This window comes from Nonomuraea terrae, assembly GCF_004348995.1.
In the GTDB taxonomy this organism is placed as follows: Bacteria; Actinomycetota; Actinomycetes; order Streptosporangiales; family Streptosporangiaceae; genus Nonomuraea; species Nonomuraea terrae.
This window is the reverse complement of record NZ_SMKQ01000121.1, coordinates 1-26,608: the sequence shown is the minus strand read 5'-3', so window position 1 is coordinate 26,608 and position 26,608 is coordinate 1. Positions and strand designations below refer to the sequence as shown.

Annotated in this window: 30 protein-coding genes and 1 pseudogene; 14 read left to right on the top strand and 17 right to left on the bottom strand. The window is 69.2% G+C overall.

Annotated elements, in window-relative coordinates:
* The first annotated feature begins 135 nt into the window (after positions 1 to 135).
* From E1286_RS30090 to E1286_RS51420, 6 genes are all read left to right on the top strand, one after another.
* Positions 136 to 636: a sigma factor-like helix-turn-helix DNA-binding protein gene (locus E1286_RS30090; RefSeq protein WP_223190535.1), complete on the top strand. Its 501-nt coding sequence runs from the start codon at positions 136 to 138 to the stop codon at positions 634 to 636.
* 72 nt (positions 637 to 708) lie between these two features.
* Positions 709 to 1,626, top strand: coding sequence for an NADP-dependent oxidoreductase (locus tag E1286_RS30085; protein WP_132617885.1), 918 nt, complete (start codon positions 709 to 711; stop codon positions 1,624 to 1,626).
* 306 nt (positions 1,627 to 1,932) lie between these two features.
* Positions 1,933 to 2,391, top strand: a complete 459-nt coding sequence (locus E1286_RS30080) for a carboxymuconolactone decarboxylase family protein (protein WP_132617883.1) — start codon at positions 1,933 to 1,935, stop codon at positions 2,389 to 2,391.
* A 301-nt stretch (positions 2,392 to 2,692) separates the two neighbouring features.
* Positions 2,693 to 3,394, top strand: a complete 702-nt coding sequence (locus tag E1286_RS51430; protein WP_223190532.1) for an NAD(P)/FAD-dependent oxidoreductase — start codon at positions 2,693 to 2,695, stop codon at positions 3,392 to 3,394.
* Positions 3,304 to 4,104: an NAD(P)/FAD-dependent oxidoreductase gene (locus E1286_RS51425; protein WP_223190530.1), complete on the top strand. Its 801-nt coding sequence runs from the start codon at positions 3,304 to 3,306 to the stop codon at positions 4,102 to 4,104. The genes E1286_RS51430 and E1286_RS51425 overlap by 91 nt, the downstream gene beginning before the upstream one ends.
* Positions 4,105 to 4,201: 97 nt before the next feature.
* The gene (locus E1286_RS51420; RefSeq protein ID WP_281282777.1) at positions 4,202 to 4,330 is read left to right on the top strand and encodes a hypothetical protein; all 129 of its coding nucleotides are present in this window, start codon (positions 4,202 to 4,204) and stop codon (positions 4,328 to 4,330) included.
* Between the two features lie 693 nt (positions 4,331 to 5,023).
* Here E1286_RS51420 and E1286_RS30065 read toward each other — a convergent pair.
* Positions 5,024 to 6,133 carry a dihydrolipoyl dehydrogenase family protein gene (locus E1286_RS30065; protein ID WP_223190528.1) on the bottom strand — a complete coding sequence of 370 codons (1,110 nt, stop codon included), beginning with the start codon at positions 6,131 to 6,133 and terminating at the stop codon, positions 5,024 to 5,026.
* A gap of 26 nt (positions 6,134 to 6,159) precedes the next feature.
* Between E1286_RS30065 and E1286_RS30060 the strand changes: the two genes are divergently transcribed.
* On the top strand, positions 6,160 to 7,176 hold the full coding sequence (locus E1286_RS30060; protein WP_281282776.1) for an AraC family transcriptional regulator: 1,017 nt from the start codon (positions 6,160 to 6,162) through the stop codon (positions 7,174 to 7,176).
* Between the two features lie 157 nt (positions 7,177 to 7,333).
* Here E1286_RS30060 and E1286_RS30055 read toward each other — a convergent pair whose 3' ends face one another.
* The 5 genes from E1286_RS30055 to E1286_RS30035 form a co-directional block, all read right to left on the bottom strand.
* A complete protein-coding gene (locus tag E1286_RS30055) occupies positions 7,334 to 7,552 on the bottom strand; it encodes a cupin domain-containing protein (protein ID WP_246075327.1) in 219 nt (72 codons plus the stop codon).
* Between the two features lie 163 nt (positions 7,553 to 7,715).
* The gene (locus E1286_RS30050; protein ID WP_223190526.1) at positions 7,716 to 8,099 is read right to left on the bottom strand and encodes a cupin domain-containing protein; all 384 of its coding nucleotides are present in this window, start codon (positions 8,097 to 8,099) and stop codon (positions 7,716 to 7,718) included.
* A gap of 299 nt (positions 8,100 to 8,398) precedes the next feature.
* A complete protein-coding gene (locus tag E1286_RS30045; RefSeq protein ID WP_132617875.1) occupies positions 8,399 to 8,998 on the bottom strand; it encodes a TIGR03086 family metal-binding protein in 600 nt (199 codons plus the stop codon).
* Positions 8,999 to 9,180: 182 nt separating this feature from the next.
* Complete coding sequence (locus tag E1286_RS30040; protein WP_132617873.1) at positions 9,181 to 9,960, bottom strand: DNA-formamidopyrimidine glycosylase family protein; 780 nt, start codon at positions 9,958 to 9,960, stop codon at positions 9,181 to 9,183.
* 37 nt (positions 9,961 to 9,997) lie between these two features.
* Complete coding sequence (locus E1286_RS30035; protein WP_132617871.1) at positions 9,998 to 10,876, bottom strand: DUF72 domain-containing protein; 879 nt, start codon at positions 10,874 to 10,876, stop codon at positions 9,998 to 10,000.
* Positions 10,877 to 11,015: 139 nt separating this feature from the next.
* Here E1286_RS30035 and E1286_RS30030 point away from each other — a divergent pair, with 139 nt between their 5' ends.
* Positions 11,016 to 11,375 carry a hypothetical protein gene (locus tag E1286_RS30030; RefSeq protein WP_132617869.1) on the top strand — a complete coding sequence of 120 codons (360 nt, stop codon included), beginning with the start codon at positions 11,016 to 11,018 and terminating at the stop codon, positions 11,373 to 11,375.
* Between the two features lie 208 nt (positions 11,376 to 11,583).
* Complete coding sequence (locus E1286_RS30025; protein WP_223190524.1) at positions 11,584 to 13,563, top strand: M64 family metallopeptidase; 1,980 nt, start codon at positions 11,584 to 11,586, stop codon at positions 13,561 to 13,563.
* Positions 13,564 to 13,610: 47 nt separating this feature from the next.
* Here E1286_RS30025 and E1286_RS30020 read toward each other — a convergent pair whose 3' ends face one another.
* From E1286_RS30020 to E1286_RS30005, 4 genes are all read right to left on the bottom strand, one after another.
* A complete protein-coding gene (locus E1286_RS30020) occupies positions 13,611 to 13,961 on the bottom strand; it encodes a hypothetical protein (protein ID WP_132617866.1) in 351 nt (116 codons plus the stop codon).
* 105 nt (positions 13,962 to 14,066) lie between these two features.
* Entirely contained in the window at positions 14,067 to 14,681 is a 615-nt protein-coding gene (locus E1286_RS30015; RefSeq protein ID WP_132617864.1) for a CehA/McbA family metallohydrolase domain-containing protein, read from the bottom strand.
* A 347-nt stretch (positions 14,682 to 15,028) separates the two neighbouring features.
* Positions 15,029 to 15,910, bottom strand: coding sequence for a trypsin-like serine protease (locus tag E1286_RS30010; RefSeq protein WP_132617862.1), 882 nt, complete (start codon positions 15,908 to 15,910; stop codon positions 15,029 to 15,031).
* Positions 15,911 to 16,089: 179 nt separating this feature from the next.
* A complete protein-coding gene (locus E1286_RS30005) occupies positions 16,090 to 16,665 on the bottom strand; it encodes a Rossmann-fold NAD(P)-binding domain-containing protein (protein ID WP_246075324.1) in 576 nt (191 codons plus the stop codon).
* Positions 16,666 to 16,815: 150 nt separating this feature from the next.
* Here E1286_RS30005 and E1286_RS30000 point away from each other — a divergent pair, with 150 nt between their 5' ends.
* On the top strand, positions 16,816 to 18,381 hold the full coding sequence (locus E1286_RS30000) for a Gfo/Idh/MocA family protein (protein WP_132617860.1): 1,566 nt from the start codon (positions 16,816 to 16,818) through the stop codon (positions 18,379 to 18,381).
* Positions 18,382 to 18,489: 108 nt separating this feature from the next.
* On the opposite strand, the gene E1286_RS52190 is transcribed toward E1286_RS30000, so the two are convergent.
* Both E1286_RS52190 and E1286_RS52185 read right to left on the bottom strand, forming a co-directional pair.
* On the bottom strand, positions 18,490 to 19,407 hold the full coding sequence (locus E1286_RS52190; RefSeq protein WP_425464777.1) for a transposase: 918 nt from the start codon (positions 19,405 to 19,407) through the stop codon (positions 18,490 to 18,492).
* A 154-nt stretch (positions 19,408 to 19,561) separates the two neighbouring features.
* A pseudogene (locus tag E1286_RS52185) lies at positions 19,562 to 19,831 on the bottom strand (helix-turn-helix transcriptional regulator); the annotation flags it as partial.
* 282 nt (positions 19,832 to 20,113) lie between these two features.
* On the opposite strand from E1286_RS52185, the gene E1286_RS29990 reads away from it, so the two are divergent.
* Positions 20,114 to 20,560: an XdhC family protein gene (locus E1286_RS29990; protein ID WP_246075321.1), complete on the top strand. Its 447-nt coding sequence runs from the start codon at positions 20,114 to 20,116 to the stop codon at positions 20,558 to 20,560.
* Positions 20,561 to 20,941: 381 nt separating this feature from the next.
* On the opposite strand, the gene E1286_RS51415 is transcribed toward E1286_RS29990, so the two are convergent.
* Positions 20,942 to 21,076, bottom strand: a complete 135-nt coding sequence (locus E1286_RS51415) for a hypothetical protein (RefSeq protein WP_281282774.1) — start codon at positions 21,074 to 21,076, stop codon at positions 20,942 to 20,944.
* 354 nt (positions 21,077 to 21,430) lie between these two features.
* Between E1286_RS51415 and E1286_RS29985 the strand changes: the two genes are divergently transcribed.
* Positions 21,431 to 22,954: a WD40 repeat domain-containing protein gene (locus tag E1286_RS29985; RefSeq protein WP_165969976.1), complete on the top strand. Its 1,524-nt coding sequence runs from the start codon at positions 21,431 to 21,433 to the stop codon at positions 22,952 to 22,954.
* A gap of 227 nt (positions 22,955 to 23,181) precedes the next feature.
* Positions 23,182 to 24,429 (top strand): MFS transporter, encoded by a 1,248-nt coding sequence (locus tag E1286_RS29980; RefSeq protein ID WP_132617852.1) that lies wholly within the window; start codon positions 23,182 to 23,184, stop codon positions 24,427 to 24,429.
* Here the strand turns inward: E1286_RS29980 and E1286_RS29975 are convergent.
* Genes E1286_RS29975 through E1286_RS29960 form a run of 4 tightly spaced genes read right to left on the bottom strand, consistent with a single transcriptional unit; the run spans position 24,419 to position 26,068 of the window.
* Positions 24,419 to 24,814 carry a carboxymuconolactone decarboxylase family protein gene (locus tag E1286_RS29975; RefSeq protein WP_132617850.1) on the bottom strand — a complete coding sequence of 132 codons (396 nt, stop codon included), beginning with the start codon at positions 24,812 to 24,814 and terminating at the stop codon, positions 24,419 to 24,421. The two genes, E1286_RS29980 and E1286_RS29975, sit on opposite strands and share 11 nt — an antisense overlap.
* Complete coding sequence (locus E1286_RS29970; protein WP_132617848.1) at positions 24,811 to 25,203, bottom strand: MerR family transcriptional regulator; 393 nt, start codon at positions 25,201 to 25,203, stop codon at positions 24,811 to 24,813. Before E1286_RS29970 ends, E1286_RS29975 begins: the two co-directional genes overlap by 4 nt.
* Positions 25,200 to 25,520, bottom strand: a complete 321-nt coding sequence (locus tag E1286_RS29965) for a hypothetical protein (RefSeq protein WP_132617846.1) — start codon at positions 25,518 to 25,520, stop codon at positions 25,200 to 25,202. The genes E1286_RS29970 and E1286_RS29965 overlap by 4 nt, the downstream gene beginning before the upstream one ends.
* Positions 25,521 to 25,555: 35 nt before the next feature.
* Complete coding sequence (locus E1286_RS29960; protein WP_132617844.1) at positions 25,556 to 26,068, bottom strand: phospholipase; 513 nt, start codon at positions 26,066 to 26,068, stop codon at positions 25,556 to 25,558.
* Between the two features lie 80 nt (positions 26,069 to 26,148).
* Here E1286_RS29960 and E1286_RS29955 point away from each other — a divergent pair, with 80 nt between their 5' ends.
* Positions 26,149 to 26,430 (top strand): hypothetical protein, encoded by a 282-nt coding sequence (locus E1286_RS29955; RefSeq protein WP_187368240.1) that lies wholly within the window; start codon positions 26,149 to 26,151, stop codon positions 26,428 to 26,430.
* Positions 26,431 to 26,608: the final 178 nt, after the last annotated feature.

Here is a 26,608-nt window from a genome sequence, read left to right as displayed (position 1 = left end):
CAGCGCGGTCAGTTCCGTATCCCAGGACACGACAAGATCGTAGGTCAGAGCGCATGTCACGCACTGACGATGAAGCAACTACATCCCGTGGCGGAGCCAAACGAATCAAGATCTACGGATGTAGTACCGGAGCGGGTGGCTTTCGTGCTGCATGACGTTTTTGATCTCGAATTCAGCCGGATCGCCGAGGTGCTCGATGTCTCTGTGGCCGGCGCTCGGCAACTGGCCTCGCGGGCGCGACGGCGGGTTGCCAAGGAGAAGCAGACGGTGCCGCAGGCGCCGAAGGCGGAGCGTGAACGGGTCCTGGCGACGTTCCGCGCGGCCTACGAGGCCGGCGACTTGGCCGGCTTGGTCGAACTGCTGCACCCGGAGGTTGTTTACGTTACCGACGGTGGAGGTAAGGCGTTTGCGGCGCGCAAGCTCATCCGCGGTGGTGTGCGCGTCGCCGAGGTCATGGTGCGAGTCGGGCGGCAGTGGCGTCCTGATCGCATCGAGTTCGTCGAGGTCGGCGGCGAGCTCGCCCTCGTGTTCCGCCGCGAAGGCACGGTCTATTCGGTCGACACGGTGCAGATCACGGATGGTCTGATCACGGCATACCGCAGGGTCATCAACCCGGACAAACTCCTTCGGATCTGAGCTGTCACACTCGGCGGAGCTACCTCGTCTCCCTGGCGAAAACGCAGTACGGGAGACGAAGGAGCGGGCTGTATGCAAGCCATCACGGTACGGGACCGCCAGGCCGGTCTCGCAGGACTGGCCCTCACGGACATGCCGTACCCGCAGGCGACCGTGCACGACGTCATCGTCCGCGTACACGCCGCAGGTTGCACACCGGGGGAGCTTGACTGGCCCGCCACCTGGTACGACCGCGCCGGCCACGACCGAACCCCAAGCATTCCCGGCCACGAGGTGTCCGGCGTAGTCGCCGAACTGGGGCATGGGGCAACCGGCTTCAGCGTCGGTCAACGGGTGTTCGGCCTCGCCGACTTCACCCGCAACGGAGCATTCGCCGAGTACGTCGCGGTCGAGGCGCGCAACCTGGCGCCGTTGCCGGCGGACGTGGACCACACCACCGCTGCCGCGCTGCCGATTTCCGGGCTGACCGCCTGGCAGGGCCTGTTCGATCACGGCCGCCTGGCTTCCGGCCAAACCGTGCTCATCCACGGCGTCGCCGGTGCCGTGGGATCAATCGCCGCACAGCTGGCCTGCGAGGCCGGCGCCCGAGTGATCGGCACCGGCCGGTCGTCGCACCGCGAGCGGGCGGATGAGCTCGGCGTCGACACCTTCCTCGACCTTGAGACCGAGAAGCTGGAGGAGATGGGCGCGGTCGATCTCGTGTTCGACGTGATCGGCGGGGAGGTCCTCGATCGGTCGGCCCACCTGGTCCGGCCCGGTGGCACTCTCGTCACCGTCACCCAGCCGGATGTCCAGCCTGTCGACGGCCGATCTGTCTTCTTCGTCGTCGAACCCGATCGCGCCCGTCTCACCGATCTCGCCGACCGGCTGCGGGCCGGGAAGCTACATCCGCCGGTGGGTACTGTCCGGCCGCTGGCTGAAGCACCCATCGCGTTCGCCCCGGGGACGCGCGCCGGAGGCAAGACCATCATCCGCGTCCATGAAAACTGATCAGGAGACTGGCGCGACCCGAATCCGTACGGCCGGTGCACTGTTGGCTGGGGCCGCGTTGGCGCCGGCCACGGGCTGTTCGTCCACGGACCGGGACGCCCCCGCCAGCCCCCTCGACCGCGACTTCGACCCCCTGGCGTCCTGCTGAAGCGTTCAAGCCGCTGTTCCAGCAGGCCCTCCCGAACATGAAAGGCAAGACGTTCACTCGGCGGTTGTCGACTTCCCAGCCAACGCGAGACCGACGACCACCACTCGTGGCAGCTCATGACGCCACTCCCGCATCAGATGACCGAATTGGAGAAAATCATGACGAACGGCCCCCGCACCAACATCGGTGAACAGCACCCAACCGCCTACAAGGCTCTCATCGCCTTGTCGATGGAGGCCGACAAGAACGCCGCGGCGGCGGGACTCGACCCGCTCCTGGTCGAGTTGATCCGGATCCGTACCTCGCAGATCAACGGCTGCGCCTTCTGCCTGCGCATGCACACCCGCGACGCGCTCAAGAAGGGCGAGAACCCCGACCGAATCGCTGTTCTGCCCGCATGGGCCGAATCCGCCTACTTCTCCGAGCATGACCGCGCCGCACTCCGCCTGACCGAGGCGATCACGCTGGTGCCGGTCGGGCACGTCAGCGACGAGGACTACGACGCTGCCGCCGACGTGCTGACCTCGGATCAGATCTCGGCTGTCGCCTGGCTGACCACGGTGATGAACTCCTTCAACCGGGTCGCGATCACGAGCCGCTACCACGTCGGCGACTGACCGGATCGACGTGGACCTGCACATGAATCGGATCGTCGGCGCGACGCGACACAGCCTCATGGAGGCTTTCCGGCAGGCGATCGGCTCCGGCCGCCCCAGCGCGTGGCCGGGGGCACTGGACGCGCTGGTTCGGCTCCTTCAGTGATCCGGGCGCATGGAAGTGGACCCCGGCCGGGGAGCCAGAGTGGTCCCAGATTGCCGGTCGGAACCCGGCGAGCCTCGGAGACATGCTTGCAGCGGGAAACGGCGACGGCCGTCTTGGTCGAGGGGCATCGGGTTGCCGGTGGAGAGAGGTTGAGCAATGAGCGGTAACCCGACGAGAGTCGTCATCGTCGGTGGGGGCTTCGCGGGCTACAACGCGGCCCGAGCGCTGCTGCGCGCGTTGCCGCGCAGGTCCAATGTCGAGATCGTCCTGGTGAACCGGACGGACTACTTCCTCTACCTGCCGCTGCTGCCGGAGGTAACGACGGCGGTCATCGATCCGCGGCGGGTCACCGTGTCGATCCCGGGCACGCTTCGCGGGGTACGGCTCGCCCTCGGTGAGGTGACCACGATTGCGCCGGACGAGCAGCGCCTGTCGTACACCGACCCGGAGGGAAAGCCGCACGAGCTGGGGTACGACCGGCTGATCGTGGCTGCGGGCAGCGTCAACAAGCTGTTGCCGATCCCGGGGGTCGCCGAGCACGCGCACGGTTTCCGCGGGGTCGCCGAAGCCCTGTACCTGCGCGACCATGTGATTCGCCAGCTGGAGCTCGCGGCCGCGAGCGACGACCCGAAGGAGCGAGACGCCCGGTGCACGTTCGTCGTCGTCGGTGCCGGCTACACCGGGACGGAGGTCGCCGCGCAGGGGCCGTTGCTGACCCGGGTCATCACACGCGCCGCCGCGAGCTCGCCGGCCAGAAGGTGCGCTGGTTGTTGCTCGACCTCGCACCGAAGGTGCTGCCCGAGCTCGACCCGAGGCTCTCCCGCTCCGCCGACCGCGTGCTGCGCTCACGCGGCGTAGAGGTGCTCACGGGCACGTCGGTGCGCGAGGCGACGACCGACGGCGTCTGGCTCACCACCGGAGAGTTCGTCCCGACCCGCACGCTCGCGTGGTGTGTCGGCGTCCGGCCCGACCCGCTGGTCAACGCCTCGGGCTTCGCCACGCAACGCGGCCGGCTGGTCGTCGACACCACGCTCGCGGTCCAGGGACATTCGCACGTGTTCGCCTGCGGTGACGCCGCGGCCGTCCCCGACGTCACCCGGCCCGGCGAGGTCACGGCGATGACGGCGCAGCACGCGAGCCGCCAGGGCACGCTCGCCGGCCGCAACGTCGCCGCGTCGCTCGGACACGGACGCGTACGGGAGTACAAGCACCACGATCTCGGGTTCGTCGTGGACCTCGGCGGGTCCCAGGCGGCGGCCAACCCGTTCCACATCCCGATGTCCGGCTGGCTCGCGAAGATCGTCACTCGCGGCTACACCTACTCTCGATGCCCGGGAACCGGGTCCGGACCGGCGTCGACTGGCTGCTCGACGCTGTGTTGGGGCGCCAGTCCGTTCAGCTCGGACTTGTCAGGTCGGCCGCCGTACCCCTCGACACGACAGCACCCACGAGAAAGAAGGTATGACGCGGGATCCGGCCAACCGCGATCCCCCGTTGGACTTGATCCCGAGCAGGTCCGCCCGCTGCTGGCCCAGGCGCTCCACCACGCTGACCACATCGACCTCTGACGCGTGGGCGCCCACTACACGACTGTCGCCTTCGGATCACTGGTACGTCACCCGGCGCCGATCTGGCGTGAGGTGGCCGCCTCTGAGACGAGACGGCATGTCGCTCACGGTCCCCCACGACCTGCTCGACCAGGCCAAGGCCGGAGACATCGACGACGCCGCCTTCATCGCCTGCGTCCGCGACTCCCTCCCCTACGCCTGGTCGCTGATCAGGGAGCGCCGCTGATCGCAGGCTGCGGCAGGCCGCCGCGCCGGCCCACGGTCACACCCCATGACGGCGGCCTCGGAGCGACCTCCACGGTAGGGGCACCCGCCCGTGACGACCTTCTCGATCCGCAGGTCGAGCCGGCCGTCGTACGCGAGCGCGTACCGTCCGCCCGCCTGCAGCGGTGTAGTGGACAGCCAGCCCACACTCAGCAGGGAAAGGACTTGTTGGAGCGGCTCCACAGCTCCCCCGGACGATCGCGAAACAACGACAGACGCTGACGGATGGACCCGCCCCTGACGCCGTGCATAGCGTAACGACCTGCCGCAACTGTCCGATGGCGGCGGCATGACCGATTCAGGCGGGGGAAAAGCATGATGAGTGAGTTGGGGCGGGGTGCGCTGGTGCTGGTGCACGGCGGCTGGCATGGATCATGGTGCTGGGAACACCTGACCCCGTAGTGGGACGACGGCTGGACGGTCTCGACCGTCGACCTGCCGAGCGTGAACGGCGATCCCCATGTCAGCATGTACGACGACGCCTCGGCGATCCGTGACCACCTGGACGGGATCGACGGCCAGAAGTGGGGGCGGCCTTGATCACCGCGAGCCTCTGGATCAGCAGGAGATCGCCGGGCGGGTGGTACGGCGTGCCCCACGCCTGACGATGTCATGAAGTGGCCGCCCGGCGAGCTGTTTCTGAGCCGCCGCGGGCTCAATCGTTGTCGAGCTTCACCGTGCTCGACGGCAACCGCACGCGCGGGACCGTGCCGAGGAGTTCGTTGAATCCTTCGGTCGTGCTGGGGTGCGAGTAGATCGAGTTGCCGAGCTCGCCGGCGGGAACATCGTGACGCATGGCGAAGGCGACCAGGTTGATGACTTCTTGGGAATCGATGCTGATCAATGCCGCGCCGAGGATGCGGTCGGTGTCCGCGTCGATGACGAACTTGATCAAACCGCGGGCGTCGCCCATGATCCGCGCACGAGGCATGGCCGTGATCTGAGCAACGGGCTTCTTGGTGATTCTCACGTTGTGGCCACGTTCTCTGGCGGCGGTCTCGGTGAGGCCGACGGTGGAGAACGGCGGGGTGATGAACATCGTGTGCGGAACAGCCCGTCGATCGGTCGTGGAGCGGGTGCCGTCTCCGAGAAGCCGGTCCGCGACGATGCGGTAGTCGTCGAGGGAGATGTAGGTGAACTGCGGTCCGCCGTTGACGTCGCCGATCGCGTAGATGTGCGGCCGGCTCGTGCGCAGGTGCTCATCCACCTTGATGGCGCCACGGTCGGTCGTGCGGATGCCCGCTCTGTCGAGACCGAGTCCCTGGATGGCGGGAGCGCGCCCGGTGGCGACGAGGATCTTGTCCGCCTCCAGAGTCCGCGGACGCCCGTCGACCTCGTAGTGGACAAGGGCGTGGGCAGAGTCGTCCCTGACCTCGGTCACCTTCGCGTCTGTGACGAGAGCGATTCCTTGATCGCGGAGGATGCCGACGACGACTTCCGCGACATCGTCGTCCTCGCGGCCCAGGAACTTGGGAAACGCCTCGAGAACTGTCACCTCCGATCCGAACTGCCGGTACATGGCGGCGAATTCCAGGCCGAGATAACCGCCCCCGATCACTGCGAGGTGTCGTGGCAGCTCCTTGGTGTGGAGCAGGTCGGTGCTCGTCACCATGTACTCGCTCTGACGCAGTCCACGGATGTCGGGGATCACGGGCACGGATCCCGTGTTGATCACGATGGTCTCGGCGCTGATGGTCAGGCGGTCGTCGCCCGCCGCGACCTCGACCGTCGTGGAATCGAGGAACGAGGCCTTGCCGGTGACCACGGTGACGGTGTCTGCCCACGGGCGAGGTGCCGTTCCATCTCGTGCTGGAAGGCGAATGCTCGATCGAACTCGCGGACAGAACTCTCCGGCTCGTCGCCGGCGACATGGTGCTGCTCGCCCGCGGGCAAGCTCACACCGTCCACAGCGGAGCCGGCGCAGAGGCTGGCATTCGCCGGCAGAACGGTGCCGCGTTCACGACTGCACGGGCCGCGGGCAGCGGGGGGCTGTTGGACTTGTTCTGCGGGCACTATACGTTCCGGCCCGGAGCGGGCGACATTCTCTTCGCCACGTTGCCCGACGTCGTACATGTCACCCTTGCCCCGCAGGCGAGCGAACACGTGCGGGCGTTGACCGCGCTGATGCGTGACGAGGCCGACAACGAAGGACACGGGACCGCGGTCATCCTGTCCTCGCTCTGCGACGTCCTGCTCACCATGGCGCTCCGGCACTCACCCCACCGGCGGCCCACCGACAGGGCGCCATGGACCGCGATCGATGACCCGCGTATGCAGGCGGCGATGGACGCGGTGATCCGTGACCCCGGCCACGGATGGACCATCGCCGAGCTGGCCGAGATCGCCGCCATGTCTCGTGCCACCTTCATCCGTCATTTCACCCGCGACACCGGCATGCGCGTCGGCGTCTTCCTGACCAAGGTCAGGATGATGATCGCGGCGGAGCTGCTCACCGACACCGATCACTCGATCGGATCGATCGCGGCCGCGGTCGGCTTTCATTCCGAATCCTCATTCGGACGCGCCTTCCGCCTTGCCACGGCCATGACTCCAGCCCGATTCCGACGCGAGGCATCCCGACGACCCGAGCCCCGAAGCGACGGCCCCACGGCAGTCTCACCGACGAGATTGCCGCGTGCACTGGTCCCCTTGCGGCTGGAGCCCAGCCAGTTCACGGGATGCATCGCTGCCCCTGGCGATGCATCCGCACAAGTTTCCGCCGGAGCTGCATCGCCATCGAGAAGCTCGACGGACGGGTCGTTGCCGAGCGCCGCGCCCCGCGGGCGTCATGCGCCGGCCACGGGCTGAGCACTCCATGGGGTGCGCCCTGCAGCGGGCCTGTTCAACGGGCTACGTACCTCACGACGGCGTTCCTGCTGGCGATGCCCGGCTTCAGGGTGATGGAGATCGTCTGCGGCGGCATGACTACCAAGGCGGGAACCGAACCCGGTTCCCGCCTACACCTTCAGCGTGCGGTGGTGAACAGGAACGCGCAGTCCTCCGCGGCCTCCACACGGTGGCGGCGTTCAGGCATGACCAGCAGATCGCCCGGCAGCCCGTCCCACGAGTCAGGCCCGGCGACAAGCCGCACCCGCCCGTGCAGCACGTGCACCGTCACCTCGCCGGGATGCTCGTGTTCGTGTATGTGCTCGCCCTGCCGCAACGCCATCACGGTCTGCCGCAAGGAACGATCATGTCCACCGTGGACCGTGGTGGCGCTGCGACCGCTGTCCGCCTCACGGGCTTGCGCGAGCAGACTGCCGGCGAGCGCGGTCAACGAGACCTTGGTCACGACTGCGGCGCCCGACGGTCGCGCCGAGCCTCCAACTCCTCCGGGCTGACCACGGTCAACATCGGCTGCCCGGGCGCGCAGAACATCGTATCACCACGAACGCCGACTCCTCGTCGGCGAGGTGGTTGCCGTCCTGGTAGTGGATCACGTCCCCACCGGGTTCCCAGAACGCCTCACCAGCCCGGACGACCCGGACGGGTTCCCCTTCGAGCTCGAAGTTGATGGCCCCCTTGATCACGTACCCGTACGCGGGCCCGGAGTGCCGGTGAGGCGGCGCACCAGGGCTGTTGGGCGGCAACGTGACCAGGATCGTCATGGCCTCGGCCCCGTCCGGCGCAGGCGGCGCCCCCGGCACGGTGGCGACCACGTCGATTTTCGGCGGTGGCCCGCTCTTGTCGGGGTTCTCGAGCTGGTGAGCGTGAGCGTGATCGGTGTTCATCAGGCTTCCTTCGCGTAACGGCGGCCGGCTCCGATCCGGCCGTGCACCAGCTCAGACCAGATAGCGCCCGGATGTGTGACAACGCTGCGAAAAGCGCGCCTGCCGTAGACACCCCCGGCCGCGAACCGCGGACGACATGATCACGGGCCTGGGCACGGCATGCTCGACGCGGCTACGTCCAGACGCCGTTCGCACGAATGATCAAATTTTTGGATCTGCACGGAGGGCCGGAGGCAGGGGACGGCATGGGGGTTCCCTGCCATAGCGAAGGACCTGGGCTTTCGGGCTCACGGCGAGGGTCACGCCGGCTTGGGGGTCCACGCCGGGTCGCGGCCTGCGAAGCCGAGTGCGCGGTCGAACGCCGGCGCGTCGTCGGGGACCTCGACCACCGGGCCGAAGAGACCTTCCCGGCCGGCTGCCTGCTCCGGTCGCGCTGCCTCGCTGGTGAACGCGAGGACGGCCGCCGTGTCGGCCGGGGCGCACGTGAACGGCTGGCCGGTCGCGCGGGCGAGGTCCCAGCCGTGCAGGACCAGTTCGTCCAGTGCGACCACGACCATCTGCTCGGCGGGCAACGTCACGCCGCCGACCTCGGTCATCCCCTCCCGGGCGGCCGGGTCGCGCCAGGCCTCCACCAGCTCGTCGAGTCGCCGTGGAAGCAGCGTGCGCCACTGCGGATCGAGACGTTCGGCACTCTCCGTTCCCGGCCGTGGCGCGTCTTCGGGCGGGGGTGTCTTCCGGGCCGCCCAGGTGAACGCCAGTGACAGGCCCATGAGGTGGTCGAGCAGTGCGGCGACCGAGGTGTCAGCGCACGGCGTCGGATCGTCCATCCGATCCTCGGTGACACCGTCCAACAGGCGCACCACCTCGCGGGCAGCGGACTCCAGATCGATCGTCGACATGGCGGTTCCTCTCCTTATCACCTGACTCGTCATCACCTGACTCGTCGCTCTACCGTGCTGACTTCCCGGGATCGCAGAAGTCATCGGTCCGCGCTGGGAGGAGATCACCGCGCTGCACGGTTGTGCCGTGTTTCGTCGGCTCGATGGTTCGTCGCCGTGAGTCGATCGATGCCGGTTGGGAACTACGCTCCGGACGCCGGGGAGACCGGTCGACGCTGCTCCGGCTGATCCAGGGGACAACAGTAGGCGGTCCTGCCGCCAAGTTGCCAGGTCAGTACGGGTGCAGCGCACCTGCGACAGTGCTCGCGCCGGTAAACCCAGCGCTCCGAGGGCGCGCCCGGGTCGCTGACCACCTGGCCGGCGTCCCGGCCGAGCGCGAGGTACGTGACCGCGATGTCCCAGAGCCGCCCTGCGGTGCCAGGAGAAAGGTCGCGGGCGTTCGGATGGAGGCCGGCGAGGAACAGCAGCTCGGCCCGCCACGCGTTGCCGATCCCGGACCACACCTTCTGGTCGAGCACGGCCGCGCCCACCGGCCCGCGGAAGGCGATCAGCCGGGTGATGGCCTCGTCCGGGAACGCGTCCGAGCGCAGCGGATCCGGCCCGAGCGACTCCCGCAGCGCCGCCACCTGCGCCGGAGACAGCGCCTCGCAGCGGGACGGGGCGATGAGGTCGTACGCCACCTCGTTGGTCGCCAGCCGGAGCCGGGTCCCGGCCCGCGGCGGCGTGCCGGGGTCGTCGTACCGCAGGAAGATCCCTCGCATACCCAGATGCACGTGCACGGTGGGCGCGTTCTCGAAGTGGTAGAGCAGGTGCTTGCCTGCTGCCTCCACATCCGTGAGCGCCCGCCCGTCCCACGGCCGCGCGTCGAACCGGCCCTGCGGCCCGGATGCGCGCACCGCCCGGCCGGCGAGGTCCGCGTGCTGCGCGGCGACGTGGCGGTGGATGAGGTGTCCTTCCGGCATGCCCTACGACGTACCCGGTGAGCTGGGGCGACGCCGGTCAGGCGTGGGCAAGGAGGCGGGCGAGCTGGGCGGCGTTGACCTGGGCGTGGTCTCGGTAGCAGTTGTTCATGAGGACGTGCGTGGTCTCGGCGTCCTCGGCGAGCCGCCGCAACTTGGGCGCCCAATCCCGGAGCTCGTCCTCGGCGTAGAGGTAGCCGAACCGCTCATGGACGTCCTTGCTGGTCCACTTGGCCGAATGGCCGTGGAAGCGCACGACTGCCAGGCCGCCGGTGGCCGCCAGCACGGGCGGGATCGAGGTGGGATAGCCCTGCGGCATGTCCACGCTCACGTACGGCACCTCGTGTTCGCGGAGGAAGCCCAGGGTCTCGGCCTGGTTCTCCTCGCTCATCCAGGTGTGGTTGCGGAACTCCACGCTGATCGGCACCGGAGCGCAGCGTTCCTTGCACTCCACGATGTATTGCTTGTTGCTCCGGGCGATCGGGAACCACTGCGGGAACTGGAACAGCACCGCGCCCAGCTTGCCCGCCTCGCGCAGCGGCGCCAGCGCGGCGAGGAACCTGTCCCACACCTGCTCGGCGATATCGCGGTCCAGATCGCGCAAGTAGACGTTCTTCTTCGCTTCCCCGATACGCTCCCGCAGGTCCTTGTACAGCGCGCCGGGCCGGGTGGGGTGATGCGTCAGCAGCGAGAACGCCTTGACGTCGAAGGTGAACCCGGCGGGGGTGCGATCGCGCCACAGGGAGACGGTGTTCTCCGCCGGTGGCGAGTAGTAAGAGGAGTCCACCTCCACCAGCGGAAACCGGCTGGCGTAGTAGCCGAGCCGCTCCTGCGCGGAGGTGACGTCACGGGGATACCAGCCCGACTCCAGCAGCGTCTTGTCGGTCCAGGACGCGGTTCCCACCAGGATGGAACCCATGTGCCGCTCCTACCCCGGCAGGTGGGTACGACGCGCGGCCCGAGCGACACCGAGCGGTGTACCGATGCTCGCCATATCCGAGCTCGAGGGCGGCGTCTCACCGACGTAGGCTTGGGGCGCGTTCCGATCTTCGTCACCGATGCCCAGGCTCGGGAGTGTCCATGACGCACAGGAGCACGTTCATGCCCTCGGCCTTCAGCGGCTGCGCGCCGTGAGGGAGGAGAAGGAGCGGGACGACCCCGACGATTTCGGGGGGATGAGCCTCGGGAACATGATCCTGATGTTCGTCTTGGTGGCTCTGTCACGCCCCTGGGAAACGCTCAGGGCTCTCGTCAAACTGGCCCTTGGGCTTGGAGCCCGTGCGGGTCGCCGGCTGCTCGATCTCGTTCTCCTCCCTTTCCGATGGGCGGCCTTGATCGTGTGGTCGCGTTGGGCGGACCGCCGCCCCACGTTCGAGGATTTCCTGCACGGCGACGAGGAGGACCGAGATCCCTCATGACCGAGCCGGCGGTCGCCGTGGAGGACAGCTTGGTACGACGGCGACGGCATGGTGGCGCTGTGGTTCCTGCAGACGATGGAAAAGGGTGGGGGAATATCCGTCATCTGTCCGGTGATGTCCCGATGCATGGTGGCTAGCGTCCCTCTGGGAGACCGAGGCTCGCTCTCCGCGTGGCTGGCCGTCTCTCGCAAGTGAGGGTGAGGTGACCATGGCCAAGCGGAAGGTCGCAGCCGCCGTGGGGGCGTTCGGGCTGATGGGGATGTTGCTGACGGGAGCGCCGCCGGCGGTCGCGGCGGCGGAGGAGGTCGGGTCGGCGACGGTGGTGCCGTTGCAGGTGACCGGACCGCCGCAGGACCGGCTGAACCTGATCATTTTAGGCGACGGCTACACGGCCGAGGAGATGCAGCAGTTCCGCGACGATGTGGAGCGGCACCTCAACGTGCAGTGGAGCATCGAGCCGTTCCGCAGCTACCGCGACTACTTCAACGTGTACATGATCGAGGTCGTGTCGGGGGTGTCCGGCATCAGCTGTGATCCCGACGATGGCAACGTTCGCCGCGACACGCCGTTGAAGCTGCAGTACGCGGCCACCTGCCCCGCCGACCCGAACGCCCGCGGTGTCACGTTCGGCGCCGGTGGTCAGCAGGCGCTGGAGCAGTACGTCTCGATGATCCCGGGGGTGACGGCGCAGAACCGGCAGACGCTGACGATCGCCAACACCAGCACGTACGGCGGCATCGGCGGCCGCAACGCCACGACGACCGGGCAGGCGCCGCAGGGCCCGCTGGTCAGCCCGCACGAGCTGGGCCACTCGCTCGGCGGACTGCAGGACGAGTACCCGTACAGCGCCCGCAACGTCCCCGGCGGCCGGCACCCGGACAGTGAGCCGTCGTCGATCCACCACACCCGGCTGACCGAGGAGGAGATGCGGGAGCAGCAGGCCAAGTGGTTCCGCTGGCTGGGTGAGGAGAGCCTGTCCGGCGGGACCATCGGCCGGTACGAGAGCGGCCTGACCCGTTCGTCCAACGTGTGGCGGCCGAGCGAACACTCGATCATGCGCTGGATCGGCTTCCACTTCGACCAGGTCGGCCGCGAGCGGATGATCGAGCGCATCTCCGGCCGGCGCGACGTCGCCCAGATGACGGTGCACTCCACGCCGACCGACCAGCCGGTGTACGCGGGAGACGTGCTCTGGGTCGAGACGATGCACCCGCTGTACCACGAACTCACGGTCACCTGGGCGGTCAACGGCAAGCCCGTCAAGAGCACCAGGAACAGCCGCAACTTCGACCTGGACGAGCAGCACGTACGGCCGGGCGACACCGTCACCGTCACCGTGTCCGACGACACCGAGGACGTGCGCGACCCCGCCGTGGCCGACGGCGGCGCGCTCGCCCAGACCCGTGAGTGGGTCATCGCCGAGGGGGCGGCGCCGGCGACGCCGAGCCCGTCCGCGGTCGAGTTCACGTCGTCGACGGCGACCACCCACCCCGTCGGCGGCCAGGACGTCGTCTACGTCGAGACCACCCACCCGCGTGACCGCGTCCTGGACGTCACCTGGGCGATCGACGGCAAGCCGCTCAACGTCAACAGGACCAGGAACAGCCGCAACCTCGACCTCGGCGAGCTGAAGCTGAAGCCCGGCACGTACGAGCTGACGGCGACGGTGTCCGACCCGGCGGTGCCCGGCTCCCCGACCGACACGCTCACCTGGACCGTCGACAACGTCGTGCCCGAGGTGACGTACGACTTGTCCGACCCGGTCTCCTCGGCCCCCGCCAAGGGTTCGCGTGCGCCGCACTACGAGTTCAAGGAGTGGTTCGAGATGGGGCTGGAGGCGACGGACGACCAGGAGGGCTACGTCGTCATCGAGTTCCGGCTCGACGGTGACGGCTGGTTCAACTACCACGGCTGGCCGGACGCGCCCGAGGGAACGCCGTACCGGTTCACGCCGTCCGGCACGGTCATCAAGGAGATCGCGTACGGCAACCTCGGGACCGGCGGTCTGACCAAGGCGCCGTTCGAGCAGTTCTACCCGGACTTCAAGCCGGGCTACGGCGACCACACGGTCGAGTACCGGGCCATCGACGCCGCGGGCAACATCAGCGAGCCGAAGAAGTTCACGGTGACGGTGAACGACACCGACGGGGCGACGCCGCTGCCCCCGGGAGCCATCGTCGTCGACTGACAGCCGTTCTCAGCTGGGCATCCCCGTTTCCGCGGGGATGCCCATGGTCAGCCGGTGAAGCGGATCTTGGCGCCCTGGTCCGTGATGGACACGACGCGGAAATTGAGCTTGTTGGCGGAGCCGCTGGCGCCCTCGCTCATCAGGACGTTGCCGTTGGGCACCGTCACCTGGATCACGTCCGTGCCGGCCCAGTCGCTCCACACCTTGGCCACGCGTACCCAGGCGAGACCGTACTTCTTGGCCACGCGGAACTTCACCGGCTTGGTGAAGGTGAACTGGCATTTGCCGTCGTAGCAGCCCCGGAGGGTCGGCGCGGCGGCGGCCGGGGTCGCGGCGAGGGCCGGGGCCGCGACCAGTGCGCACGCGAGGGCGAGGGAGCTGAGGGCAAGCCGGTTCACGGGCTTCTCCTTCTTCGGGGGCGGCGCTGCTTTTTGTCACATCCGCGTAGATCGCGCGGATGTGACGCATTTTTACCGGCCGCGCCCCGGGAGGGGTCCCAAGGGTCAGCTCCGGGCCGCCGGGATGCCGCCGGCCGGGACGTCGCGCAACAGCCATACTGGGTTGGACAGCGCGATGACCCGCCCGGTTCTGTCCCGCACCTCGAGCCGCACGAAACGGGGTGAGCGGGTGTCGACGGGAAGGTCGACGTAGCCGCGGGACCACGCGTAGGCCGGCATCTCGGTGAACGTGGTCCCGGGCTCCGGCTTGGCGGGTCCGGCGAGGTCCACCGTTCCCTGCACGATGCGCACGACGCCGCCGGCGGGCAGCCCGGTGAGGATGGCCCGTACGGCACGGGTCGCGGCGGCCGATGTGGTGACGGACCCCATGGGAGCACCGCCGTCCACCTGGAGGTCGATGACGCCGGAGAACCGGGCGGGGTCGCCGAAGAAGACCCGTCCCGAGGCCAGGGCGGCGAGCAGGTCGGCGAGCTCGCGGCTGGGCGAGTGCGCCCAGGTGACGAAGTTGGACTCCTGGCCGAGCCAGTCCTGTCCGGAGTGGTCGTCGCTGACGCCGGTTCCGGTGAGGAAGAGGGAGCAGACGTCCCACAGCTGGGAGTGCCGGTCGACGTCGACGCCGCCGCGGCTGGGGTAGCCGACCTCGAGGATGTCGCAGCCCATGGCCCGGTCTGCGGCTTGGCGAACGCCGGCATGGTGATCTCGGGCCTGAACCAGTTGACGCCCTCGCTCCAGGACGCGTGGATGTGCATCGCCATCGAGATCGGGCGGCCGGGAGCGCCGGCCGCCGCGGCGGGCTGGGGCCCCAGCGCGAGCCGTCCCGCGCCCACCGCGGCGACCGCCGCCGTGGCCTTCACCATGCTGCGCCGCGATAGCCGGCCCATCTTGCTCCCCCGGTTCGTCTGTTGCGGGGAGAGCGCGGCAGGGACGAGCGAAAGCGACATTTCTCTATAAATAGAGATTTGCGAACACAAAATGACCGTTACGGGAGGCCCTCGATCAGGAAACCCTCATGACATTGTGACGAACTGCTGGAGGAAGTTCCGGGCGCCGGTGGTGTCGGTGCGGTAAACCACGTTCGTGGCGTAGCAGGGGATGTCGCCGCTGATGGTCGTGGCGGCGAGCACCAGGTCGCCGTCGAGCGTGACGAAGTTCGGGCCGCCGGAGTCGCCGTAACAGGCGCCGCCGAGTTCGCGGCTCTCGTTCATCGCGAGCCGGACCCACGTCTTGTTGAGGGCGTTGAAGTCGACCGGGGCCTTCCTGCGCACGCCGCCGCCCGGGTGGGTGTGCCCGCCGGGGCCGGTCACCGCCTCCTGGCTGCCGTATCCCACGACCAGCCAGTCCTGGGCGTCGAGGGCGCGTGAGCCGAGTTCGGAGAGCTGGTCGTTCCGGGGCAGGGTCGCGGGGACGAACGACCAGCGGCGCGCGAGTTCGGCGCTCTGGCCGGCGTCCAGCTTGATGACGGCGATGTCGTGGGAGTCCGCCTGGTTGCCGGGGTAGCCGGGATCGGCGTGGGCGACCCCCTGGACGCCGACGCGGGCGGCGATCTGGTCGGGCGTTCCGCCCTGGGCGGTCGAGGCGTCGATCTCGGCCTGCGCGTCCTGGGCGAGGGAGACGTAGAACTTTGTGCCGGGCGGCCGGCCGACGGTGCAGTGGGCGGCGGTGAGGAAGACGTCCCTGGCGATCATCGTGCCCGTGCAGCTCCATCGGACGGTGTCCGGCGTGGCGGGGTCGCGGTCGCCGTCGGACTGGACGATGAGCGCCCCGACCTCCGTACGCTCGGGCGCCGGCTCGGAGTTGTAGGAGTTGATCGCCGACGCGGGTCCGGGGGCGCTGAGGACGAGCGCGGTGGCGGCGGCGGTGATCGAGGCGAGCAGAGCGGGGCGTCGCACGTCTTCTTCTCCACTTATGAGGGGGTACGCCAGAAGCTGATCACACCTGACACAGAATGTGAAGATTTGCGGCTAGGGATAGTCGAGGACGTACACCGGTGAGCCGACCCGCGTCGTGTCGGCCGCTTCGCCGACGCCGTTGACGACGTGGTCGATCGTGCCGGCGTCGAGGTTGACCGTCATGATGTGGCGCAGTCTGACGCCCGGCGTCCAGCCCTGTCGCGGTCACGTTGTCGCCGTTGACGACGACGCCGTTGCGGCCGATGTTGGTGTTCCAGCGTTCGGGGTCGGTGAAGCCTTCGACGCCGTGGTCGGCGCGCCACACCCAGGCGTGGTCGATGAGCACGTTGTCGCTGTTGGCCTCCAGCGCGACGCCGGTCTTGCCGACGTGCGGCCCGCCGACGCGGAAGTACACGTCCGAGAGGGTCGTCGGGCGCGCTCGGCCGCTCGCCGTGCGGCTTGCCGACGCGGAGCAGCACCGGCGACTCCTCCAGACCCGCGTCGATCGTGACGCCCGCGACGACGACGCCGGGGACGTCAGCGACGTCCAGCGGGGTCGAGCCGTAGCGGGCGTTGATCTCCTTGAGAACTCTTCTGTTCTCGCTGGGCAGGCTCAGGTCCGTGGGGATGAAGTGGGCTCCGGGCAGCGTGGCCGCTTTGGCCGCATCGCGGCCGATGATCACCACGGTGTCGCCTCGATCCAGGTAGGTGGAGGCCAGGGCCCGGCCCATGCCGTCGGTGCTGCCGCTGATCAAGACCGCGTCCGTAACCCCTGGCGCGACACCCGGGCGCCCCCCGCTCCCGCGCGGCGCCTCTTGCCCCCCGGCAGCGGACGATCGATACTGCCCACTACCGGGGGGAAAGCGCCATGCACCATCACCGTCCACGAGCAGGGAGTGATCGCTGTGGCCCATCCGCACCGCTACGTCCCCTCACGCCGTGACCTGCTGAGGTCCGGCATCTCGCTCGGCGCCGCCACGGGTGTCGCCGGCGTCGGCACCGCCGACGCCTCGACCGCCTGGGTACCGCCGCGCGCCCAGGGCGAGCGCAGCATGGTGAACGTGCCGTTCGAGGGTTTCGAGAACGTCCGGGTCGGGCTCATCGGCCTCGGCAACCGGGGCGGGAGCCAGGACGTGCGCTGGGGCGCCGTCTCCACCGTCACCGCCGTGTGCGACATCCGTCCGGAACGGGTCAGCCGCACCATCGCCCGCATCATGCAGCAGGGCTTCCAGGACGTCGAACCGGTCGGCTACTCCGCGGGCGAGCAGGACTTCCTCAAGCTCGTCCAGCGCGACGACATCGACCTGATCTACATCGCCACCCCGTGGGAATGGCACTACCCGCAGGCTAGGGCGGCCATGGAGCACGGCAAGCACGTCGCCGTCGAGCTGCCGATCTCCCCGCACCTGGACGAGATCTGGAGCCTGGTGCGCACGTCCGAGCGGACCCGCAAGCACTGCATGCTCCTGGAGAACGTCAACTACTTCCGTCCCGAGCTGCAGATGTTCAACATGGTCCAGGCGGGGCTCTTCGGCGACCTGCAGCACGGCTCCGGCGGCTACATCCACGACCTGCGCTGGCCGTACCTGTTCGGCGGCGCCTACCACCCCGAGTACTGGCGGCGGCGCTGGCAGACCCGGATGAACGCCCTGCACTACCCGATGCACGGCCTGGGGCCCGTCTCGGCCGCCATGGGCATCAACCGCGGGGACCGCTTCGACGAGTTGGTCGCCGTGGCCTCCCTGCCCAAAGCGCTGGCCCTGTTCCGCGAGGAGGACCCGCGGGTGGCCCCGGACCACTCGTCCTGGCAGGACAGGCCGTACATCTCGGGCGACCGGCACACCTGCTTCGTCACCACCGTCCGCGGCCGGTTCATCCGGGTCGAGCACGACGTGAACTCCCCCCACCCGTACACCAGGGAGACCACGCTCACCGGCACGCGTGGGTCGATCGAGCTCGACAACGCCCGGGTCTACCTCGAATCGCTCGGCCACAACGACCACACGTGGCGGACCGGCAGCGCCTACACCACCATCCGCCAGCAGTACGACCACTGGTTATGGCCGTTGCTGGAAAGCCTGGCCGACCAATACGGCGGGCACGGCGGCGGCGACTTCGTCTCCATCTTCCGCCTTGTCCAGTTGATGCGGCTCGGCATGACGCCCGACATCGACGTCTACGACTCGGCGGCGTGGTGCTCGGTGATCCCGCTCAGCCACGAGTCGCTGAGGTCCGGCCGCCTGCGCCCGGTCAAGGTGCCCGACTTCACCCGCGGCCACTGGAAGGAGGCCCGCCCCACCTTCGACCGCCCGCAACCGGAGGATCCGCAGCTCAGGGCCGGTTCGACCGCCGGCCGCCGCGCCACCGGGATCATCGAGCCGGGCAGCAGCGAAGCGAACGGGGACGCCGACCCCGCACCGGGCGCCCGCAGCGGCCAGGAAGGCGGCCGACCGGCCCTGGACGGCCAGTGACCGCGATCATCCGGAACTCCCGAGGCTACGGCGAACCGCCCACTCGGGTGGGATCTGCTGCGGGAAGCAGGATTCCCGCAGGTTAACGATCAGTAGAGCGGCGCTCCGTCAGCCGCCCGCGGCGGCCTCATCGGCCCGCTCCGCGGGCGCCAGCTGCACCGTGACGGCGGTCCCGTACAGGCGGGCGGCCTCGAACAGGGTGTTGATGACCTTGGTGACGTGCTCGGTGCGTGAGCCGGGGATCCGTGCCCACCAGGTCCAGGAGGGCGCGTCCCAGTCCATGAACGGCTTGAGCATGGCGACCTGACGATCGAACTCCTCCGACTTCAGACCCCGGTTCGACCGAGCGGTAAGAACCACACCGAGAGTGTCCATGATGCCGTTGTACGCGGCGGCACCGACAGGACCGCCCCGAGCGGTGGGCGATGGGATCTCGGCTGGGCCCGAAAAAGGGCGCGGACCGTCGCGGACCGCGCCCTTCATGATCTTGGCTAGCCGGCCTGTCGCCGGTTGTCGCCGGGCAGTTGCCTGACGTTGGGGGTGGCCCTGGCCATCCATGCGGCGCCAGGCCGTCGTCCAAACGGCCACGTCCTCCTCGCTACCGCCGCAACCGTGGATGAAGGCCGTGACGACCTTCAGCGTCGGCAGCCGGACCGGCTTGTTCGGGTCGAGGGCCTCGCACAAGGTGCTGGCCCCCACCGTCTTGCCTGCGCTAAGAACTGCTAACGCAATGAGGACAGGCGTCGCCAGCAGATGAGCGCGGGCCAGCTTGAGGAAGGCCTCATGGATGTCGGCGCGGACTTCCCGGCGAATGCGCAGCCGGCGGAAGGCGTGCATCAGGGCGAAGGTCTGCTCGACGACCCAGCGTTGTTTGCCGAGGCCGGAGCCGTGTTCGGTGCCGCGGCGGGCGATCAGTGGGCGGATCTGCAGCTCGCGTACGAGGTTTCGGTACTTGTCGTGATCGTAGCCGCGGTCGGCGAGGACGACGTCGGGGCGTTGCCGTGGGCGGCCGCGCTTGCCGCGCACCTTGGGGATGGCGTCCAGGAGTGGGCGGAGCTGGGTGACGTCGTTGCGCGAGCGCGTGGCCGGGATGTTCGCGCAGGAACCGCCGCCCGACTTCGACGTACCGGGTCGGCGTGAGCCCGGCGAACGCCCGGAACTCGTGGCCGAAGTGGGCCTGGTCGAAGTAGCCTGCGCCACCGGCGAGGTCGCCCCAGTCGATCGGTCCGGCGGGGTCGATCGCGAACACGGTGGCGGTGAAGCGGTAGGTGCGGGCCAGCCACTTCGGCGTGACGCCGATGAGCTCCTTGAACCGCTGTGCCAGATGAGTGCTGCTGACACCGGCTGCCACGCTCAGGTCGCCGATCGCCACCGCCCCGCTGGTCGCCGCGATGACGCTGCTCGTATGGCGGACCAGCCCCAGACCGGCGGTCTCGCACAGCCGTCGCATCAGCTCCTCCTCGAGCAGCGTCAGCATCTCGTACGGCCCGGCCGCCGTGGCCAGCCGGCGTCGCAGCTCAGCAATGGCGGGCCGGGGGTTTCATGACCACCGAGCATCGACCAGCCAAGTCACAGCAAGATCAACGCCGTTTGGGGCTCATGACACGTTTCTTACCGGCACCCCTGCTTGGTCGTGGGCGGCCCGGGATGTCAGAGTGCGGGTATGACGCACATGCATGACGAAGATCCAGCGTGTGAGGTCGCCCACGGGGGCGGTCCCGAGAAGGAGAGCGTGCGGACGCTCGTGGCGGTTTTCGCCTCGCCGGTGGCCGGGTTCCTGTTGAAGTTCGGGGCCGACCTGGGGTTCCGTACGGTGCTGGTGGAGCCCGACCCCGAGAGGCGCCTCGACGGGTTCACGGCGGTGACCGAGATCGGCGACCACGTGAACGCCACGGCCGACGTGGTGCTCACCGACCATCACCGCGCGGAGATCGGGCCCGTCCTGCGCGACCTGCTCAAGTCGCCGGCCCGGTGGATCGGCATCATGGGCAGCCCGCGGCACACCGGGCCGCACGTGCGGGCGTTGACCGACCTGGGGGTGCCGCCGGAGGAGATCGCCCGCGTGCACCGGCCCATCGGGCTCAACATCGGCTCCCGTACGCCCGCCGAGATCGCCCTGGCCACCCTCGCCGGCCTCATCGCCGACCGCAACGCCCGCCCCGGCGGCTTCTCCTTCTGAAGGCTACGGGTGGCGCCGCTGCGCGGCGCGGAACTAGGCGTTAGGTGCCCACCAGCCACAGGACGGCTGCGGCCAGGCCCAGCAGTGCGGCGGCCATGACGGGCCACGGCGCGGCCGGGCGCCCGGTGAGCTGCTGCTCCGGCATTCTCACGCTCCGGTACTCCAGGGCGGCGCGGCAACGCGTCGCACGCTGCCACGCCTGTGTCGGGAGACTCGTCCCAGGAGACGTTGCCAGAGCTTGATCGGGTGCGCCGTTGGAACGGCCACGGCCTGCTCGTGCGGGCTCGCCTTCAACCCACCATGTGGCCTCCCCCTCGCGGCCATCGCAGAAGTTGTTTCCCGCGTGAAGCGGAATTCCCGTCCACGGGCGCCGTGCACCGATCAACGGCGCAGAAGAAGCCTCAGAAGTCGCAGGGCCCGAGAGCGGCGGCCGGAATCCGCCGAGAACAGATGGACCAACGCGAGGGTGATCAGCAGCAGCGTGCCAAGCACGGCGAACGTGGTCAGGTTCAACATGATCGTAATGCCGTTTCATGAGGACGAAGAGCCCGCTTTCTTGAGAAGGGGCCCGCCGGCGGCCGGAATGCCGTGGCTCACGACCAGGATGGGGGCCGTACGAGCCCCATTGACGATCTCTGCCAAGCTCTGACATGAATTGACCAAGAAGGACGTCAGCTGACAGCGGGCCGGCAGATTTGACAATTTCTGCCACTCCGCTCGCAACGCGTTGCGATGATCGGAGGCATGACGTGGCGGAGTCCACTCGGCGAGCACGAGGACGCCTTGGTGATCCTCCGTTCTCGCCTGGGAGACCTGTATCTGCAGGCGGGCGAACCGAGCTTTCGTACATTGGCCTCCCAGACGCACGCCATGAGTCACACGACCGCACATGCGGTGATCCGCTGCAAGAAGTTGCCGCGGTGGAACAACCTGGAACTCGTCGTCGAAGCGCTCAACGGCGACGTCCGGACCTTACACGCCCTGTGGCTGGCCGCCCGAGCCGAGCGGAAGGAGCCGGCACCCGCTCCTGAGCCCGATCTCGTGAGCCCTGTGCGGCAGGACGAGGAGCGGCGCTGTCGGCCCACAGTGCGGCTCGGCGACCGCACCCTCGCCGTGGTGAGAGACATCGCCTTCCACCCGGACAAGGATCTGCTGGCCGGCGCGGGTGACGACAAAGCCGTACGCCTGTGGGACGCGACCACGGGACAGGCAGTGGGCGAGCCGCTCACCGGCCACACCGCCGGTGTGTGGGCGCTGGCGTTCCATCCGGACGGCCACCTGCTGGCCAGCGCGGGCTACGACAGAACCGTACGGCTCTGGGATGCCCTGACTCGGCGGCCGGTGCGCGCGCCGCTGACCGACCATCCGGCGGTCCTGCGAGCGCTGGCGTTCCACCCCGACGGACATCTGCTGGCCAGCGCCGGCTACGACGGCACCGTACGCCTGTGGAACACGAGGACCTGGCGGACGGAGGGCGCCCCGCTCACGGCCAGGACCGCCCGGATCGTCGCGGTAGCGTTCCATCCGGACGGGCACCTGCTGGCCTGCGCCGATCGCGACGAGGGTGTGTTCCTGTGGGATGTCTCCACAGGGCAGCAGGTTGGCGGCCCGCTCGTCCCCCACGTCGGTCCCGTCAGAGCAGTCGCCTTCCACCCGGACGGCGTGCTCCTGGCCAGTGCCGGCAACGATTCGGTACAGCTGTGGAAGAGCGATCCGCCGGAGGCCGAGCAGCCACTGCGTCAGCGGATCACCGGCTTGCGGGCTCGTCTGAAGGCCGTACGACGCGAGCGCGACGAGCTGGCGGCGCTGGTCGAACGACTCACCACCGCTGACCGGCCGCGTCTTGCCGAGCGAACTGTCGCCGCCCCCGTCACCAGGCATGTCCTGGCCGGCCACACTCCGCTGCGGGCGGTGGCCTTCCAGCCAGGTGGAGACCTGGTAGCCGCGGGAGGCTACGACACGGTGGTGCGGTTGTGGGACGTCGAGACGGCTCAGTCGACCGGTCGTCCCCTGTTGGGGGCCACCGGTCCTGTCAGAGCGTTGGCGTTCTCCCCTGACGGGACGGTACTGGCCGCCTCCAGCGACGACGGGATGGTGCGGTTGTGGGACACCACCAGCGGACGGCAGGTCGGTGATCCGCTCATCGGGCACAGCGATGCCGTCATGGCGCTGGCCTTCCAACCCGGCGGGAGTCTGCTGGCAACCGCGAGCGACGACAGAACGCTGCGGTTGTGGGATACGGAAACGCGGCAGCCGGTGGGCGGCCCGCTCACCGGCCATACCGCTGACGTCCGGGCAGTGGCCTTCCACCTGGACGGGACATTGCTGGCCAGCGCCGGCAGCGACCACACCGTACGGCTGTGGGAAGTGTCCGGTACCCAAGAGCGGCAGTGACGCCGACGCCGGGCAGTGGGCTGTCCGCAGGTAATCGCCACAGTGGGACGAGCGGCGACGCCCAAGGCTGTTCGCCTTGCGGACATTCGTCCGAAAAGGCTCCCGATGAGAGCTTGACACGTGTCCGAGGGCGGATCATGCTGAGGCCAGCTCGCGTGCGACCGCTGTACGGACGAATGTCCGGTGGTCCCGTCCAGCCTCTGCCCCCCAGCTCAGAGGAGCGCTGAATGAGCAGCACCACCGGGCATTCCCCGGGCGACACCTCCCCCACGACCTCCCTGACGAAGACCTCGATCGCGATCGGGTTCGCGGTGCTGTGCGCCTCGTACATGCTCAACGCGATGGACCGGCAGATCTTCTATCCGCTCCTGCCCGAGATCCGTGCCGAGCTGGGTTTCTCCCTCGAACAGGGCGGGCTGCTCGCCACCGGGTTCACGCTGGGGCTGGCGCTCGCCGGGCCACCGGCCGGTTATCTGGCCGACCGGCTCTCCCGCAAGGCGATCATCCTGGTCAGCGTGCTGGTCTACTCCGTCGGCACGCTCGCGATCCCGCTGGCCGTCGGGTTCGCGGACATGAGCGTCTACCGGCTGGTGTCCGGGATCGGCGAGGGCGTCCAGGCCACCGCTCTGTACGCGGCGATCGGGGCGTTCTTCTTCCACCGGCGTGCGCTGGCGGCGGGCGTCGTGGGGGTGGCGTTCGGGCTGGGCGTGTTCCTCGGGCCGCTCGTCGGGTCCGAGCTCGCCGAGGGCTGGGGGACGTGGCGGGCGCCGTTCTTCGTGTTCGCCGCCGCGGGTCTCCTGATGAGCCTGCTCATCGCGGTCACCGTGTCGCGCAACATGACCGAGGCCGTCACCGGCGCCGCCGCCCCGGCCGCGGGGACGTACGACCACGTGCCGGCGTCCCCGTACAACCGCAACACTCTGGGTGTGGGGATCGCCTGTGCGGTGTCCGGGCTGGTGTTCTACGGGTATCTGGGGCTGTACCCGACCTTCCTTCGCGAAGCGCTCGCTTTCACCGCGGACCAGGCGGCCTTCGCGGTGTCCATGGGCGGTCTGGGCGCCATGATGGCCCTGCCCGCCGGATGGCTCGGCGACCGGATGAACCAGGCCCGCCTCCTCATGCTCGCGATGGTCGCCACCGCCGTCACCGCGTACCTGATGTACCGGGTCGCCACCACGCCCTCGGCGCAGTACGTGCTCTCCTTCCTGATGGGGACGTTCGCCAGCGGCTTCCTGTTCACCAACTGCTCCACGGCCATGCAGCGCGCCGTACGCCCGGAGAGTGTGGGCCGCGGCGCAGGGTTGTTCATGTTCACCTACTACGTCGCCGCCGCGTTCTCCGGGCTGCTGTTCGCCCGCCTGGTGGGCTCACTCGGCTGGGGCGGCGCCGGCCTCTGGCAGCTCACCCTTCTTCCCGTCGTCGGCATCCTCGGTCTGCTCCTGGTCGACCCCTCGAAGATGGTCGTCAAGAGGTGACGGGCAGCAGGCCGCGTTCGGCGAAGACCTTCTTGGCGACGAACGTGGCGTTCAGCGACCGGGGCATGCCGCAGTAGACGGCGGCGTGCAGCAGCGCCTCGACGACCTCCGCGGGGCTGAGGCCCACGTTCAGCGCGGCCTTGATGTGCACCTCCAGCTGGGGTTCGCAGCCGCCGAGCGCGGTCAGCACGCCGAGCGTGACCAGCTGGCGGTCGCGCGGGGGCAGGTTCTCTCGGGCGTACATCTCGCCGTACGCCCAGGAGACGATCTGGTTACCGAGTGCGGGAGAGACGTCGCCCAGGGAGTCGATGACCTGCTGCCCGGTCTCGCCGTTGACCTGCTGGAGCAGTTCCAGTCCGCGTTCGTAGGTTTCGTCGGCGTTCATGTGTCCTCCAGGAGGCGCTCGTAGTGGTCGATCTTGTCGTCCAGCGCGCGGCCGCTGACCTGCAGGCCGTGGATCCGCCGGTGGAGGCGGACGCGATGCTCGCGGAGCATGGCCAGCCGGTCGGCGGTGGTGGCCGCGCCGCCGCGGCGCAGCTCGGCGAAGCGCTGCATGTCGGCGATCGACATGCCGGTGTCGCGCAGGCGCAGCAGGAAGTCGATCCAGTTCATGTCGGCGGCGGCGTACCGGCGCCTTCCGGACGTGGACCTGCCGACGGGGCTGATCAGCCCGGCCTTCTCGTAGTAGCGGAGGGTGTCGGGGGACAGCCCCGTCCGTTCCGCCACTTCGGTGATGCTGAGCGTTTCCGCTGGTAGCGGCGTGGCGCTGGTCATGGGAAGAACAGTAGGAGTTGGAGTGCACTCCACCGCAAACCGGCCTCAACGGGAGCGCGGTGCGGACGGGGGCAGGGCCGCGAGGTCGGTGACGGCGTCGGGCACGCCGGTGCGAGGGCCTGGCGGTAGAGGTCGGCGGGGTGGGGCGCCGATCGGGGTGCGCCGACCGTCGGCCAGGCGGGGCCTGGGACAGGGAACGGGACGGCGTCGCGCAGGGCGTGGGGGAAGGCGGCGAACTCGAAGGCGATCAGGCGGGCGTCGGGATCGTCCGCGGGGAGGAGGACGTTGCCGGCCTCCAGGTCGCCGTCGCTGAGCACCAGGAACGGCGACCGGGCTGAGGCGGCCGGACGACTCAGCGGCCGGGCACCCCGGCGGTGTCGTGGACGCGGGCGAGGCTGCCGAAGCGGCGGACGGCCTGGTAGTACGACCAGGCGATGCCGCGGCAGGTCGCCTCTCGGACTCCCTTGACGCGGGCGCAGACGGCGCGCATGTCGAAGAGGAAGGCGCTGTCGACGCGCGCCTTGTGCTCGGCGAACCGGCCCACGTTCCGGTAGTTGCGGTACCCGAAGTCGTGCCGGCGGCAGGGCATGCGGAAGTCGAAGGTGAGCGGCATGTCGAGGCTGCCGGAGCACAGGTCGCTGGTCCAGTCGAAGCCGAAGTCGGTGAGGGCGGCCCGCTGTTGCCAGGCGGCGCGCCACTTGATGGCGCTGGAGGTGGTGGGCTGGGTCAGCACCGCCAGCGCGGCGAGCTTCTGCTCCATCGTCACCACCCGCGCCTGCGACCCGGTCGCGTGGGCGGGCGGCGCGATGACGGCCGTGGTGATCAGAGCGGCGGAGGCCAGCGCGGCGCGGGATCGTCCCACCATGAGAAACCTGCTTCGTGTGCCGGGAACCTGTCTCGGCCAGCTTTGCCCGCCTCCCCCGCCACACGGTCGAATGCCGCGTAATGCCGGAGCAGGTGTCCTCCAACGATTTCGTCTCAGGGCCAGGCGAAGGCCAGGACGACCCCACCGGGCGCTTCCTCAAGACGGGGCTGGTGCTGATGGCGGGCGCCATGGTCGGGTTCCTGGCGCCGCTGGCGCTGTTCTTCACCGACATGTTCCCCGGCGGGCCGCCCACCTTGGAGGCTCAGTACATCCTCAAGGACATCGTGCTGGCCACCGCGGCCATGGTGATCGCCGCCCGCGCCCTCGGCGCCCGGATGGTGGCGGCCCGTGAAGCCGTGTAGAGCCCGCCGCGAGGCCCGCTCCTCAGAGCAGGGTCTCGCGGCGGTTCGCGGCCTCCTCCCGGAGGTCGGCGAGGAACGCGCCGGTGTGGCCGTGCGGCCGTGGGTCGCCGGTGTGCCGGCCGTAGAGGATCCAGCAGCTGTGGATGCCCGACAGGAGGTTCTCCACCAGGTCGGGGGC

Coding starts and splice junctions, on each gene's coding strand:
- E1286_RS30085 (WP_132617885.1), top strand. CDS start 709: ATGCAAGCCATCACGGTACGGGACCGCCAGGCCGGTCTCGCAGGACTG.
- E1286_RS30080 (WP_132617883.1), top strand. CDS start 1,933: ATGACGAACGGCCCCCGCACCAACATCGGTGAACAGCACCCAACCGCC.
- E1286_RS51430 (WP_223190532.1), top strand. CDS start 2,693: ATGAGCGGTAACCCGACGAGAGTCGTCATCGTCGGTGGGGGCTTCGCG.
- E1286_RS51420 (WP_281282777.1), top strand. CDS start 4,202: ATGTCGCTCACGGTCCCCCACGACCTGCTCGACCAGGCCAAGGCCGGA.
- E1286_RS30050 (WP_223190526.1), bottom strand. CDS start 8,099: ATGAACACCGATCACGCTCACGCTCACCAGCTCGAGAACCCCGACAAG.
- E1286_RS30045 (WP_132617875.1), bottom strand. CDS start 8,998: ATGTCGACGATCGATCTGGAGTCCGCTGCCCGCGAGGTGGTGCGCCTG.
- E1286_RS30040 (WP_132617873.1), bottom strand. CDS start 9,960: ATGCCGGAAGGACACCTCATCCACCGCCACGTCGCCGCGCAGCACGCG.
- E1286_RS30035 (WP_132617871.1), bottom strand. CDS start 10,876: ATGGGTTCCATCCTGGTGGGAACCGCGTCCTGGACCGACAAGACGCTG.
- E1286_RS30030 (WP_132617869.1), top strand. CDS start 11,016: ATGCCCAGGCTCGGGAGTGTCCATGACGCACAGGAGCACGTTCATGCC.
- E1286_RS30025 (WP_223190524.1), top strand. CDS start 11,584: ATGGCCAAGCGGAAGGTCGCAGCCGCCGTGGGGGCGTTCGGGCTGATG.
- E1286_RS30015 (WP_132617864.1), bottom strand. CDS start 14,681: ATGGGCTGCGACATCCTCGAGGTCGGCTACCCCAGCCGCGGCGGCGTC.
- E1286_RS51415 (WP_281282774.1), bottom strand. CDS start 21,076: ATGTTGAACCTGACCACGTTCGCCGTGCTTGGCACGCTGCTGCTGATC.
- E1286_RS29985 (WP_165969976.1), top strand. CDS start 21,431: ATGAGTCACACGACCGCACATGCGGTGATCCGCTGCAAGAAGTTGCCG.
- E1286_RS29980 (WP_132617852.1), top strand. CDS start 23,182: ATGAGCAGCACCACCGGGCATTCCCCGGGCGACACCTCCCCCACGACC.
- E1286_RS29975 (WP_132617850.1), bottom strand. CDS start 24,814: ATGAACGCCGACGAAACCTACGAACGCGGACTGGAACTGCTCCAGCAG.
- E1286_RS29970 (WP_132617848.1), bottom strand. CDS start 25,203: ATGACCAGCGCCACGCCGCTACCAGCGGAAACGCTCAGCATCACCGAA.
- E1286_RS29960 (WP_132617844.1), bottom strand. CDS start 26,068: ATGGTGGGACGATCCCGCGCCGCGCTGGCCTCCGCCGCTCTGATCACC.
- E1286_RS29955 (WP_187368240.1), top strand. CDS start 26,149: ATGCCGGAGCAGGTGTCCTCCAACGATTTCGTCTCAGGGCCAGGCGAA.